Origin of the sequence: Cytobacillus sp. T106 (genome assembly GCF_040492155.1) — a bacterium.
In the GTDB taxonomy this organism is placed as follows: Bacteria; Bacillota; Bacilli; order Bacillales; family Cytobacillaceae; genus Bacillus_AB; species Bacillus_AB infantis.
In genome coordinates this window covers 16,043-29,282 of record NZ_JBEUMK010000009.1, presented here as the reverse complement: position 1 = coordinate 29,282, position 13,240 = coordinate 16,043, and the positions used below count along the sequence as shown (strand labels likewise).

Genomic DNA, 13,240 nt, shown 5'->3' with positions numbered 1-13,240 from the left:
GTATATTTATATATATGGAAGGGTTGAATTTGATATAATTATTATTTATTGAAAATGAAATTTCTCCTTATATCGCATATAAAATAGTTGATCTTTTATAGGGTTTTTACTATAATATAGTTAAGGATTAAACCGAAAGGATGTTCGGTAATGATAAATGTGATTGAACTATTTGCTGGTGTTGGTGGATTTCGTCTCGGCTTGGAGGCCGCGGGTGGATTCGATATTGTATGGGGTAACCAATGGGAACCATCAAAGAAGACACAGCACGCGTTTGATTGTTATGCAAACCATTTTGAGGGTAAAGGAATACACTCTAATGTAGATATCAGTACAGTCGATGCCCAAGATTTTAAGGGTCAAGATATAGATATGATTGTTGGGGGATTCCCTTGCCAGGACTATTCCGTGGCAAGGAGTTTGAGTGGGGAAAAGGGTATACAAGGGAAGAAAGGCGTCCTTTTTTGGGAAATAATCCGTCTTATGAAGGAAACTAATCCTAGGTATGTACTGTTGGAAAATGTAGATCGTCTGCTAAAATCGCCATCGAAACAGAGAGGAAGAGACTTCTCCATTATGTTGGCGAGCCTACGGGATTTAGGATATTCAGTGGAATGGAGGGTCATTAATGCCGCTGAGTATGGACAAGCCCAGAGAAGGAGAAGAGTCTTTATATTCGCTATAAGAAATGAAACTTCGTATGTTTTCAATAGAATGGGTATGGATGAGAGTAGCCTCATTCACAAGGAAGGTTTTTTTGCGAAGGCATTCCCTGTCAAAGATGTAGTATCAGAAAAGAAAAAACCTAAGTCTTTCATAATGAAGAATGATTTGGTGGAGATTTCTGATGATTTTTCTATGGATTATTATAATGCGGGTATCTTAAGGGATAATCTGGTTTATACAGAAGAAGTGCTGCCTGAGGAGGAGACTTTCATCCCTTTGGGAAAAATACTGGAATCCGATGTCGATGAAAAGTATTACTTGTCCGAAGCTGCCATTGAGAAGTTCACTTACTTAAAGGGTCCCAAGCGGATTGAAAGGACCTCTGCCACAGGACATAAATATGTTTTTTCCGAAGGTGGCATGGCATTCCCTGAGCCATTGGATAAACCGGGCAGGACCATGTTGACAAGTGAGGGTACTGTAAATAGGAGCTCCCACGTCGTGGAAGATCCGCAGACAAAACGGCTGCGTATTTTAACTCCGGTTGAATGTGAGAGGTTGAACGGATTCCCTGATCATTGGACGGAAGGTATGACCGAGCGGATGAGATATTTCTGTATGGGAAATGCATTGGTGGTCGGTCTGGTAAGGCGAATGGGAATGGAAATCAAGGAAATTGAAAAAGAATGTCTGGTTGGCAATCAAGTCGAACTGGATTTGATATTCAAAGATATCGAGAACAATTGAATTTTAAGGCTCTCCTGAATTTCAGGGGAGTCTTTTTTCGTATGCAAGCTTGGAGGCATCAATAAAGGCGCTGATTTTTTCGATTGTTGAATCGAACTCACTCCTTATTTCATGCTCCCATAATCTCATGATATTCCAACCTTTTTCTTTATAATAATCGGTTACTTCCTTATCGCGCTCCTGATTCCTTGTCAGCTTCTCAGTCCAGAACTCAACATTCGATTTTGGTATTTTTCCATGGACAGGACAGTGATGCCAGAAGCAGGAATCGATGAAAATCACAACCCTGTATTTCTGAATGGCGATGTCTGGCGTACCTTTCAATGATCGTACATTCCTGCGGACTCTATAGCCTCGTCCCCATAACTCTTTAGTCACCATTGTTTCCAATTTGGATACTGCTTTGATGGAGCCCATTATCTTGCTTCTTTCCTCTGATGTTTTTGGATTCTTCATGGAAAGTTACTCCTTTTGAAAGATGAGTTATATGACTATACTACCTGGGGATTAAAAGGAATAAACATAAACAAAATAAAATATACAAGCAAAGACCACAAGGGACGAGCTCTTGTGGTCTTTGTGACATAATATCAGTTACTTTCTAATATTCCCTTAATATAATCCTTGTCCAGCCAGGAGCATTGCTTGGTGATCCATTGGCCATCTGGAAGCATAACTTTATTATTTCCATCTCTCGCCTTTGAACGGATATGACAGATATTATTGAATCTCGAACCAGGAAGGTTGTTCATCACACGTTTTCCTTTGGGAACTAATTCTACGCCTTCACTTACGACCTTACGTGTTTCAGTCCATAGGTCATGAAGGGGACCATCGATGACATCCTGTGGCATATTCCATAGCTTGATTCCTTCAAAATAAGGAACCCGTTTTACTTTAGGGACATATTCTTCAGTATACCTGAATAACAAGAATAGATATTTTTGTTCTGAAAATAACTCATAAAGCTCACTTTCTTCCCATTCCGTATCTAGTAAGCTGTCGAAATCTATATTGGTAAAGGACATGTGTTCACGTATATTGCCATTGGGTTCCCTGGCGACAGTCTTAAATTTGATGTTAGCCTTTGAGAATTCCTCAATCTCGGATATATCATTCTTTGCGACACCAAGCAGGCGGGCCATTAGATGAGGTATCATAGACTTATTATTTGGATTGTACTTAACACCAGCTTCATCACAAAGTTCATCCACTCTTTTTCCAAAGTGTGGTTTGAAGCGTTCTACCAAGATTTCTTCGATCGACTTTGATTGCAGTTCATCCAGCCTGGCAAATGACTCCATATGTTCGGGTGTGAGATACTTACGAATCAGACCTGACATATAAGAAGCCTTAAGTGAAAAAGCGCGCTGTTTGGCAACTTTGTTGGAGAATGGCTGTTGTCTGACGGAGTCCTTATTTGCTCCCTTGGTGCAAGCTGACAAATACATTGTGTCAGCTTCTGAGATAAGGTGTGCCTCTCCATTATTAATTTTAGTAACAATAACTTCCCAATCCCGGCGCATGACGGCCAAATCTTCCTCAGAGAATTCATTTAAAAATGCTTTGAAAATCTTATAATCACTGATTGGAAGGTCGGGTTCATGTTGGTAAAGCATAATCAACATTTTTGCTGCCTTACTCATGAAAGACGATGTTTCAAATGTTTTCTTGAATTCTTCCATGTAATCAATGATATTAAGGACCAAACGTTCTTTAGAAGAGTAGGTACCATTCTTGTTCTTTTTAAAGGGTGTGACTTTTAGTTCCACTCCAAGATTCTCAAAGTCTGGCCTTGAATCAGGATTGATTTTATACCCAAAATAGCTCTCCTCGATGATGTTCCCCAGTGTACCTTTTGACCTGAGATTCTTGATCCTACCTGTATTATCTATTTCTCCAAATGTTTTACCTTCGGCTGCATAGGCCTTATCCATAAGTTCATCTAAAGTTTCATAAATCAATTGATCTGCTCCTTACCTATGTTTAAAAATTTAATTCGTTTAGGATATTAAATTTGTAATAGATAATCTATATATTACCAGAAAATAGGAAGGCGTGAAAGCCTAGGGGGAGGGAAAAAGACCTTTCAATGGGTAAGAGGTTCCTTCAAGAAGAGGTGGAATCTAGTTTAGATCAAATTCTGTTACAACTAAACCAAAAGGATGAACATAAGTTAATGGAGGAAGTAGGAGTCATACAGGGACTGGAAGTTTTATTTTACGAATAGGAAAAAGGAAACAACCTGACCGTTTGTTTTTCCAAAGATATAACAAGTTACGGCGGTGTTAATAAGAGCCAAGGGGGACAGACCCCTTGGCTCTTTACTATTGTAATTAACAAAAGCCGGAGCAGGATTCAATTCCTAGACATCCTTGGGTGTCATTAATGGCGCATCCTTTTATAAAACCTTTTGAACCCGCCGTATTGAATAGGCTGCTTTTGTACAAATTCATTGTATCCGGCTCTTTTGATTGCATCTAACCCATGGCCGTCGAAATTGATGACGACTTCTGTGTTGTCCGTAGGATGGATAGAGTGCCTGTTGGTGAGGACATTTTCTGCGAATTGCATATGCAGTGACACAAAAAAATTGTAAGGCGGGTAACAATATTATCCATATTTGAGTTATAATTGAATAATCAAATAAGGATATTAAGGTGCTTTTAATGGGGATAAAAATTTCGTTTGAAAGAAAGCTTAAAGAATATTCATCAAACAGTGCTTTAAGGATATTCAATATTATTACTGCAACTTTTACTATTTTGGGAGTAATACTGTATTTTACAGGAGACAAAACAAAAACATTTATTACTACATTAAGTCCATATCTTCTGCTTTTCACATTAATAATTATTATTTATATGATAATTCACCAAGGAAAGTTAGAAGATATAATTGCTACAAAAAATAAAGAATTAATAGCGGAAACAAAAAGTTTATGGAATTATTATGGAGAGTTATCAAATTATGAGATTCAACGAAATTTAGATAAGCTCCTTGAGTCTTTTGTTGTTTCTAATGAATTTGTTTGTGGCATTCAAGTTTATAAATATAAGGTCTTCAGTTCCAAGATTGTTTTTCCATTTGTTTCAGTTGAAGGAAGTTCTACAAAAAACATCACTACATTTAAAGTAGAATACCAAAATGGTTATATACGTGAAGGTGAAGATCTTAATGCTATAGCCCAGTCTTATTATGAATATGAGAACAATTTATTAGAAGAATTTTCTCTTAAAGCTAAATTAGCTCTTGATCAAAAAAATCCCAAAGATTTAACTGCATTTATAATTAATAAAATTCAATATTTAAAGCAAAAACAAATTAATGAGCTTGATGATAATGATACGATGTTATTTTCCCTTATAGAGCTAGGAATGTCTTTTATTGAATTTCGCTATAATTTAGTTTTTGATTCACTTATTGAGGTTGATAAAATTAATTTACTAAAAAAGAAGAAAAGAACAGGTATAATTAATGCAATCATTAATTTCCATAAAATTTCAGGACATTCTTGGTTTTCATTTGTATATAAAGGGAACGGTGATGGTAAAGCAGCGCGTAAGTATATGTCCTATATCATTGAAAATACTCGAGGCGAAAAATTATTATTTTTAATAACCGTTAATACGCCTGATGAATGGGATTCTTATGAAGAACTTAACCTACATAATAGGATAAGGCAACAATTACTTAAAGTGCTTAAAAACACTAAAGCTGTAATGCGTGAAAGTGAACAAAATTAGGAAGTAAACTACAACAAAATGGGCAAGAAAAGTTTCTTATTATGTGTTAATATTATTTAGAGGTGATACTTATGAGTAATGAACCAGTTATTACACATTTAAAAACGTTGCAAGAACAAATTCTTAAGCAATTTAAAGCAGTGGGCATTGAAGGACGTGTTGGTTTGCCACATCTTCAACGTGACAACGCCTCATTGATCATTCCTAATGAGAATAAAGATAAAACGTTAGTACTACGTTAATAAAAATTGAAGAGAATATGTTCAACAGGCCTTCCTTAATTGTAGGGCCTGTTTTTATTTATCAAACAAGAAGGATAGACCTTGTTTTCAATGAAGAAGATTGTGAAGACTCCTACTTAAACAAACGGGTGCTGTAGTGTTTATCCTTTACAGCTCTGTTGTGCATAGTACAACAAAATTATTCAAAAATAATAATTCATAATTAGCACTATTGTGGAAACCCAAGCCTAATTCCCCGGTGAAAATATGGAGGATTAGGCTTTTTTACTTCAAAACCGTTATGGTTCTATTGGTTAATGCGTTGGAGTAGCTTGGTTACCTTCCTTGACGTAAAGTGGTAAAAAAGATGGCAATGGTGGTAAAATCTTTTAGCCGCACTCACACCAAATAGAATGGCAGTTATACCCCAAGTTACCTCTTTTCTTTGATTACTCTTCTTCATCAACATACCGAAACCCATGATTAATCAACCCCTTCAAATACTTATCAAAGCTGTTAGCAATCACTTTGAATTCGTCCCCAATCGTGGATAAGGAGGATGACATGACTGGAGACACTTTGGGAAAGAGCCGAGGGACCAGCCACCGTGGAACAACCAAAAAAAGTTCCGCCCACCATGTCCATTTCTCATTCACATCTATATATAAGAGATGAACAAACAAAAAGGAGTGAATGGGTATGCTGATGCAGATGAATGGGTGGACGCAGTTTGAGAGGCAGGTTCGGTGGAGTGAGGTATTTCATCATGTGGAGGATTTGCGGTTGTATTTGCTGCTGAAGAGTGATGCGATGGTGAAGGATGAGGTGCCGTGCGGTGAGTTAGTGCTGAATGCGGGCCAGTATGTTCGTTCGATCACTCTGCTGCGGGAGGATCTGTGGTTTTATAATGTAAAGAAGAAGGATTTTTACAGTCATTCGCGGATTCAGCGTTCGATTAAGCGGCTGGAGAAGCTCGGTCTGATTACGGCGGAGCGGTTTCCGCATGGGTTTTTGTTTACGGTGCTTGGAGTGGAGGAACCTGCGGATGGGCGAGAACTGGCTGAAATGGGTTTGGAGGAACCAGCAGATGGCCGTGAACTGGCTGAAGTGGAAGCGAAAAATACGGCAGAAGTACATGCTGAAAACAGACAGGATCCTTTTTTGCCGCCTGCACGTGAATCGGACGTGGAGGACTCGCGAATCGAACCTGAAGACACAATAGAGAAAAGAAATAAAAGAGAGAAAAGAAAGAATAAAAACAACAACAACAACAGCATCTCCGAAGATGTCCGGAGAGCAAAAATCGTTGCTGTTGCTGAACATTTCATGGTGAGGAGAGGCAAAGGATTTTTCCTAACAGCAATGGATTTAACAGCGATTGAAAGAATCTGTGAGTCTCCGCTATCGACTGAGCAGCTGACGGCGTTTATGGACGAGCAGTTTGACAAGGTGGAGCAGGGCGATGTCCATGACACAATCAACAGCCCGAAATATTTGGAGAAGATCCTGGAATCGTATGAACCGCCGGAGGTGCTGGAGCAGAGGCTGGAAGAGGCGCTTGCTGCCTTGGGTGAGAGAGTGGAGAATGCATGACACTGGAGGAGTTCAACAGGGTGATCAAGGAAATCTATCTTGCTTTTCCCGGAAAGCGGATGGACCTTGATACCCTTGAGATCTGGCATCGGCATTTATCGGAATGCAGGTATCTGGCCGTGAAGCAGCGGCTGGATGCTTATATCAGGCAAAATTCTTACCGGCCGGCATTGGCGCATCTTTATGTGAGGGACGAGACGGAGACAACGGTGTTGGACATGATGAAAGAATGGGAACGGGAAGGGGAGAAGAAGATTGGGGACAGAAGGTATAGGGATAAACTACGACCGCCTTGGGAGGAGTGATCAGCCGAGGGAGAGGCTGCTGGAGGCAGAAAGCATGATCCTTGGGGCAGTCCTGCTTGAGCCTCAGGTGATTGAGCAGCTGACGCTGGGGCCGGAGCACTTCACACAGGCGGAGAACCGGCAGATTTTTTCCGCAATGAGGACCTTGGAGAGCAAGAAACTGAAGATTGACATGGTCATGCTTGTGGAAGAGCTGGGCGACCAGATTGAGAATGTCGGTGGTGTGAGTTATCTGGTAGAAGTCGCCAACAGCTGTCCGACGGCAGCCAATCTTGATCAGTATGAACAGATTGTCCTGAAGTATTACCAGCTGGGCCTGATTCGCAAATCTGCCCACTATTTCCTTGGCGATTTTACCCCTGAATCTGCGGCAGAGCTTTATAAGACGCTCATCCAATATCACACCATTCATAACAAAGACAAAATGACGAAAGATGAACTTTTGCTGCAGCTGTATGAATCGCTATATGAGCAGCAGACAGGACTCCCGGGCGTGGACACTGGATTTGAAACACTGAATGGGCTGACAGGAGGCTGGAAGGAAGGAGAACTCATCATCCTTGCTGCAAGGCCCTCGATGGGGAAGACGGCGCTTGCCATCCAGCTCGCCTGGGAATGTGCAAGCAGGAACGGGATATCGCTTGTCTTCTCACTGGAAATGAGCGCAAAGCAAATCTTCCAGCGGCTGCTCTGCAGCCTGTCCGGCATCAACATGATGAAATGGCATAATCCTCATAAATACCTGTCGATGGAAGAAATGGGGAGGATGCAGGAAGCCATGAACAACGTGTATAAAGCCAATTTGGCCGTGGAGGAAAACGGTCTCGTCACCCTCATGGAGATCCGCCAGCATATCATGAACCTGAAGCGCGAGCATCCCACCGAGCCATTCCTTGTCGTCATTGACTACCTGCAGCTCATCACCGTCAAGGAGCGCTTTGACCGCCACGACCTTACCATCGGGTACATCACCAAGCAGCTGAAGAGTATGGCAAAGGAATTCAAGATTCCCATCATCCTCCTGTCTCAGCTGTCCAGGGGAGTCGAGTCAAGGGCGGACAAACGTCCCCGGCTTTCGGATCTGCGCGACTCCGGCAATATTGAGCAGGATGCGGATTTGGTGCTGTTTTTGTATAGGGATGCTTATTATGACAGCAAGAGTGAGGTGGGGAATGAAGTGGAGGTTAATATCGCGAAGAATCGGAATGGGCCGGTTGGGATGGTGAGGTTGGGGTTTGAGAAGGAGGTTGGGCGGTTTTGGGGGTGAGGAGAAAAGAGCCAAGGGGACAGACCCCTTGGCTCTTTACTATTGATAGTTAACAAACCCCGGAGCAGGATCCAATTCCAAGACATCCTTAGGTGTCATCAACGGCTCATCCTTTTTGTAAAACACTTTGAACCCGCCGTACTGAATAGGCTCCTTTTGCACAAATTCATTGTACCCGGATCTTTTGATGGCATCCAGTCCATGTCCGTCGAAGTTGATGACGACTTCTGTGTTGTCTGTAGGTTGGATGGAGTCCTTATTGATGAGGACATTTCCGGCGAATTGATGGACGATGACCATTTTGTCAGGCAGTCCATTTTCGGCTGTTAGGTTTGATACATATTCAATTGCCTCTTGAATTTCCTTCCCATCGACTGTGCCCAGATCCACTCCGGGAATTTCCCCTTCTTTAACATGGAATTCGGTATCGATGGCTAGGTGGACGAAAGGCAGTTTCAGGTATTTGTCCACCGATTTCACCTGGTTCATGATGGTATCACGGGCAAGCTGGATATCCAGGATCAGCAGGGCGTTGTTTTCTTCGGCCAATTTCGCATATGTTTCAATATCTTCATTGGCTGTCGGGTGTATGTAATCACCATCATCTCCCGGGCTCCGCTGGGCGACGGTCGCAATCAGTTCAATTGCCGGGATGGCTGGCCGTTCAGGATCCAGTTCGGAATACTCCTTGGTTTGGGCCAGTAATTTTTCCATAAACACTTCAGGACTGTATTCTCCCAGGATACCCATGTTTTTCGAATTGGGATGCCCATAATAGGAAACAATTCTATGTTCCTTCAGCGGTCCGTCTGTTTGATCCTCGGCACCGGCTGCCAGGGTCTGACCTAAAGGAACGCTTCTTTTCGTGCTGCCCCCATGTGCCTGCGTCTTGGGCATTTCCTCAAGCTGCTGACTTGTATAATTGGTTTTCAGCGGCTGTGCCCCTTGAGAAGGTTCGATTGCTTTATATGAAGCTTCACGTGCAAACCTGGGTGACTTTGCAGCTTCCTCAAGCGTATAATGCATCTCACTAAGAGGCAGCTTCGACTCTTCATGCATCTTTGATCCTTCTTCTGACGACGTTACCGATTGCGAGCAGCCTGCTAACATCAAATAGGGGATGGCTGCCAAACAAGCCCCTGTTCTCAATCTCTTATTCACGTAATCCCACCTAATAAAAATTTATAAGAGGTCCCTTGGCTCCTATTGTGGTTGAGCTGGGGACCTGTCTCTATTAGTCTCTATACCCTTAGGGAGGGTAATCTATTACTCTATGATAACATCCGTGAAAATGAAGAGCCAAGGGGACAGACCCCTTGGCTCTTTCTGATGGTTGGCCAAGGGACCTGTCCCCCGGCTCCTCTTATTCCATAATAACATTCATTGAGATGTACCGAATTTGACAAAACCACTTTAGGGACCGGAAGTTGAAGAGAGGAAGAAAAGGGTAAACTATTTGACCTAATTGTTCGCAAGTGACCTGACTCTTTATCTCTAAGTTCCTGGGCTATCTTAATATTTTGATAATGGTTGCCACTATCGGTGAAAAAGGTATATAATCATGTTAATAAAAATTAACCGGTTAACAAAGGGGTTTTATAATGGAACAACAATCGATTTTTATTCTTGAAACTTACGAACAGCTTAAAGTGATTAGTGATCCTCTGCGTACGAAAATGCTGATTCACTTAGTTGAACAGCCTCATACCGGGCAGATGCTGGCCAAGGAACTTAATCTATCCAGAGCCAAAGTTCTATATCACCTTAGGGAATTAGAAAAGTATGGCATCATTAAGCTTGTCAGGAAAGAGGAGCGTGGAGGGAATGTACTTAAATTTTATCAAGCGGTTGCAAGAGGGTTTATACCAGCCGACCATTTGTTAACATATGTGGAATCCCAGGAAGCTACACGCCAATCGTACTTGGAAGTGATTGACCGTGCCAAGACCCGGGTGCTTACCGCTCCGGATGAATCATTTGAGCTTCAGTCCGCCAATGTTGAAGAATGGAACAATCTGTCCCTGCAAACCGAATTTACAGTGAGCAAGGAAAAGTTTGTGGAATTTGCCAAAAAATATCGTGAACTTCTGAAAACATTGGAAGAGGACACAGACGGGGAAGCAGAGAAACAGCATTACTATTTGATGACAACTGCGTTCCAAATTGAGGACCTGCTTTTTAAGAAAGAGAAATGAGCATGGGAAAGGTGGAAATCCAATGGCAATCGGGCAAGTGGCAGACACAAAGCCGCAGAAGCAGCCTGTTCCAGGTCTGTTGAGTAATCGATCCTTTATTTTTCTCTGGCTTTCCAGCACGGCTTCTTTCTTAGCCTTATCAACATACCTGTTTGCAGAACAGTGGTATATCATCACCGTTCTAGGAAAAGAAAGCGCCTTGGGGGCCGTCATGATGGTAACCATGATACCGCGTGTTCTATTTATGACACTTGGAGGCGTCTGGGCCGACCGTTTCAGGCGCTCAACTATCATGATGATATCCAGTCTTGTTCGCTTACTGTTAGTATTATCCATGATTTTTCTGCTGCAGCTAAGTCTGCTGGAATTATGGCCGCTCATTCTATTTGCTTTATGTTTTGGGATTGTTGATGCGTTCTTTTCTCCAGCAAATACTTCACTCCTTCCATCTATTGTGGAAAAGGAAGTTCTTTCCCGTTCTAATTCATTTATTCAAAGCTCTAACCAGATTGCGCTTTTTTCCGGCCCCATGTTAGGCGGCTGGGTTATTTCTGCTGGGTCATTCAGTATGTTATTCGGGATTGTGGCAGGCTTTTTATTATTGACTTTCCTTTTCTCTTTTCTTATTAACGAAGATAAAAGAATAATTGCTGTGAATAGTCATTCTGCTAAAACTGAACTGAAGGATGGCATTTCTTACGTGTTGTCCATGCCTTTCTTGAGAAATATCTTATTGATTCTAATGATTATTAATTTCTTCTTTTTTGGCCCCCTGCTGATGGGGATTCCCTTGCTGGTGGATAGTGTCCTCGATGGGGAAGTGCTGGATTTAAGTTTCCTTCAAAGTTCCTATCAGGGTGGAATGCTGGCAGGAGCTATCATCGTTGGTATTTTAAATCTGCAGAAAAAACGTGGTTTGACAATGCTTGTGATGATTGGAATTCTGGGTATCTGCTTAATCTTTCTTGGTCAAATCGACTTCCTCTGGCATGGTATCATTTTACTTACTGTTATGGGGATTCTCTCTTCGTTTATCAATGTCTCACTGATCTCCACCATACAGGCACAGTCTGCTCCATCTAAAATTGGCCGAGTCATGAGCCTGGTTAATGCCTTTTCTAATGGACTCGTTCCCTTATCATATGCCTTTGTGTCATTGGCTCTCGTGATGCAGTTCACCATTTCTACTATCATGATGCTGTGCGGCATTCTCATTGTCGTTGTTTCATCCATCTACCTCTTGCGCTCTAAAGTGATTAGAAGCGCAGATTAAGAGCCAAGGGGACAGACCCCGTGGCTCTTTTTAATGGTGGGCCAGGGGACCTGACCCCGTGGCTCTTTTTTAGATGCCGTGTTTAGGATAAACCAGAGAAAATGAGGAAATAGTTGGATACTAAAGTCGGCTTTGCATAAGTCATTGGCATCGTGGGTAAAGAAATAACAAAATCACAGTTCAGATCAAAAAAGGGTGGAGGGTTGCTAATGTCTTTTAATCCGGCTTTAATTTGCCGGATTTTTTTTGTTAATCGGATAACTGGGCAGGATTATTTGAGCCAAGGGGACAGACCCCTTGGCTCTTTTACTCCATCATAATGTACCGCCTTTGACATAGTATTTACCACCTAATGACGAAAATCGTACCACAGTATAAGCCGCTGAGTTTCCGGGAATCCGGACAAAGCGTCTTCATCCTTGCAGCCTTCGATCAGCTTGACATTCCCCGCCATTCAATAAATGATAAGGTTAATAAATATGAGGATGATTACAATGAAGGATACAGTAAATATTTTAGTTATCGAAGACGATGAGGACATTAATCGCCTGCTGTGCAATATTGTGAGCAAAAGCGGCTATTTGCCGAAGCCGGCTTATTCGGGAACGGAAGCATTGATATACCTGGATTCCGGGAAGTGGGATATGATCCTGATTGATCTGATGCTCCCTGGATTATCCGGTGAAGAGCTCCTGAAAAAGGTGACGAATGAGAGCAAGATCCCCGTGATCATTATTTCGGCGAAGCTTGAGACTCAATCAAAGATTAAGGCGTTAAGAGCCGGGGCTGATGACTACATAACCAAGCCTTTTGATATTGAAGAGGTATCTGCCAGGATTGATTCATGCCTGAGAAGATACCGCGGCCTGTCGGGTACGCCGGTAACGAATCAATTAACACATAAGGATATCGTTTTGGATGTGGACGCCAAGACTGTGAGCATGAACGGGATTCAGCTTAAATTGACGGCCAGGGAATACGAAATATTGCTTCTGATGGTGGGGTCCCCGCATAAGATTTTTTCCAAGGCGAATTTGTTTGAGAGCGTGTGGAATGAAAAATACCACGGAGATGAAAATACGATCAATGTCCATTTGAGCAATATCAGAAGCAAGCTGGCGAAAGCAAATAGTGATGAAGAGTATATTGAAACGGTCTGGGGAATGGGCTACAAGCTCAAATCTTAAGGTTTTCTTAAGGATTTGCTTAAGGGTTTCTTATGTTTTC

13 protein-coding genes are annotated in these 13,240 nt (G+C 42.0%); 9 read left to right on the top strand and 4 right to left on the bottom strand.

Features of this window, described 5'->3' with window-relative positions:
* Positions 1–150 precede the first annotated feature (150 nt).
* Entirely contained in the window at positions 151–1,413 is a 1,263-nt protein-coding gene (dcm, locus tag ABU165_RS16030; RefSeq protein ID WP_318060441.1) for a DNA (cytosine-5-)-methyltransferase, read from the top strand.
* Between the two features lie 21 nt (positions 1,414–1,434).
* Here the strand turns inward: dcm and ABU165_RS16025 are convergent, their stop codons facing one another.
* The 3 genes from ABU165_RS16025 to ABU165_RS16015 form a co-directional block, all read right to left on the bottom strand.
* Positions 1,435–1,869, bottom strand: coding sequence for a very short patch repair endonuclease (locus tag ABU165_RS16025; protein WP_318060440.1), 435 nt, complete (start codon positions 1,867–1,869; stop codon positions 1,435–1,437).
* A gap of 134 nt (positions 1,870–2,003) precedes the next feature.
* The gene (locus ABU165_RS16020) at positions 2,004–3,377 is read right to left on the bottom strand and encodes a Sau3AI family type II restriction endonuclease (RefSeq protein WP_318060439.1); all 1,374 of its coding nucleotides are present in this window, start codon (positions 3,375–3,377) and stop codon (positions 2,004–2,006) included.
* Between the two features lie 421 nt (positions 3,378–3,798).
* The gene (locus ABU165_RS16015; protein WP_318060438.1) at positions 3,799–3,987 is read right to left on the bottom strand and encodes a hypothetical protein; all 189 of its coding nucleotides are present in this window, start codon (positions 3,985–3,987) and stop codon (positions 3,799–3,801) included.
* A 95-nt stretch (positions 3,988–4,082) separates the two neighbouring features.
* Between ABU165_RS16015 and ABU165_RS16010 the strand changes: the two genes are divergently transcribed.
* From ABU165_RS16010 to ABU165_RS15990, 5 genes are all read left to right on the top strand, one after another.
* Positions 4,083–5,159 carry a hypothetical protein gene (locus ABU165_RS16010; protein WP_318060437.1) on the top strand — a complete coding sequence of 359 codons (1,077 nt, stop codon included), beginning with the start codon at positions 4,083–4,085 and terminating at the stop codon, positions 5,157–5,159.
* 71 nt (positions 5,160–5,230) lie between these two features.
* Positions 5,231–5,401: a hypothetical protein gene (locus ABU165_RS16005; protein ID WP_318060436.1), complete on the top strand. Its 171-nt coding sequence runs from the start codon at positions 5,231–5,233 to the stop codon at positions 5,399–5,401.
* Positions 5,402–6,079: 678 nt separating this feature from the next.
* Complete coding sequence (locus tag ABU165_RS16000; RefSeq protein ID WP_318060435.1) at positions 6,080–6,973, top strand: hypothetical protein; 894 nt, start codon at positions 6,080–6,082, stop codon at positions 6,971–6,973.
* Positions 6,970–7,278, top strand: coding sequence for a hypothetical protein (locus ABU165_RS15995; protein WP_318060434.1), 309 nt, complete (start codon positions 6,970–6,972; stop codon positions 7,276–7,278). Before ABU165_RS16000 ends, ABU165_RS15995 begins: the two co-directional genes overlap by 4 nt.
* On the top strand, positions 7,229–8,545 hold the full coding sequence (locus ABU165_RS15990; protein WP_318060433.1) for a replicative DNA helicase: 1,317 nt from the start codon (positions 7,229–7,231) through the stop codon (positions 8,543–8,545). The genes ABU165_RS15995 and ABU165_RS15990 overlap by 50 nt, the downstream gene beginning before the upstream one ends.
* A gap of 39 nt (positions 8,546–8,584) precedes the next feature.
* Here the strand turns inward: ABU165_RS15990 and ABU165_RS15985 are convergent, their stop codons facing one another.
* The gene (locus ABU165_RS15985) at positions 8,585–9,706 is read right to left on the bottom strand and encodes a hypothetical protein (protein WP_318060432.1); all 1,122 of its coding nucleotides are present in this window, start codon (positions 9,704–9,706) and stop codon (positions 8,585–8,587) included.
* Positions 9,707–10,146: 440 nt separating this feature from the next.
* Here ABU165_RS15985 and ABU165_RS15980 point away from each other — a divergent pair, with 440 nt between their 5' ends.
* From ABU165_RS15980 to ABU165_RS15970, 3 genes are all read left to right on the top strand, one after another.
* Positions 10,147–10,740: an ArsR/SmtB family transcription factor gene (locus tag ABU165_RS15980; RefSeq protein ID WP_318060431.1), complete on the top strand. Its 594-nt coding sequence runs from the start codon at positions 10,147–10,149 to the stop codon at positions 10,738–10,740.
* A 22-nt stretch (positions 10,741–10,762) separates the two neighbouring features.
* Entirely contained in the window at positions 10,763–12,013 is a 1,251-nt protein-coding gene (locus tag ABU165_RS15975; RefSeq protein ID WP_318060430.1) for an MFS transporter, read from the top strand.
* Positions 12,014–12,507: 494 nt separating this feature from the next.
* Positions 12,508–13,200 (top strand): response regulator transcription factor, encoded by a 693-nt coding sequence (locus ABU165_RS15970; protein ID WP_318060429.1) that lies wholly within the window; start codon positions 12,508–12,510, stop codon positions 13,198–13,200.
* The last annotated feature ends 40 nt before the right edge of the window (positions 13,201–13,240 follow it).

Excerpts from the sequence above, each read along its gene's own strand:
- ABU165_RS15995 (WP_318060434.1), top strand. The coding sequence starts at position 6,970 with ATGACACTGGAGGAGTTCAACAGGGTGATCAAGGAAATCTATCTTGCT.
- dcm (WP_318060441.1), top strand. The coding sequence starts at position 151 with ATGATAAATGTGATTGAACTATTTGCTGGTGTTGGTGGATTTCGTCTC.
- ABU165_RS15980 (WP_318060431.1), top strand. The coding sequence starts at position 10,147 with ATGGAACAACAATCGATTTTTATTCTTGAAACTTACGAACAGCTTAAA.
- ABU165_RS16015 (WP_318060438.1), bottom strand. The coding sequence starts at position 3,987 with ATGCAATTCGCAGAAAATGTCCTCACCAACAGGCACTCTATCCATCCT.
- ABU165_RS16005 (WP_318060436.1), top strand. The coding sequence starts at position 5,231 with ATGAGTAATGAACCAGTTATTACACATTTAAAAACGTTGCAAGAACAA.
- ABU165_RS16010 (WP_318060437.1), top strand. The coding sequence starts at position 4,083 with ATGGGGATAAAAATTTCGTTTGAAAGAAAGCTTAAAGAATATTCATCA.
- ABU165_RS16025 (WP_318060440.1), bottom strand. The coding sequence starts at position 1,869 with ATGAAGAATCCAAAAACATCAGAGGAAAGAAGCAAGATAATGGGCTCC.
- ABU165_RS15975 (WP_318060430.1), top strand. The coding sequence starts at position 10,763 with ATGGCAATCGGGCAAGTGGCAGACACAAAGCCGCAGAAGCAGCCTGTT.
- ABU165_RS16000 (WP_318060435.1), top strand. The coding sequence starts at position 6,080 with ATGCTGATGCAGATGAATGGGTGGACGCAGTTTGAGAGGCAGGTTCGG.
- ABU165_RS15970 (WP_318060429.1), top strand. The coding sequence starts at position 12,508 with ATGAAGGATACAGTAAATATTTTAGTTATCGAAGACGATGAGGACATT.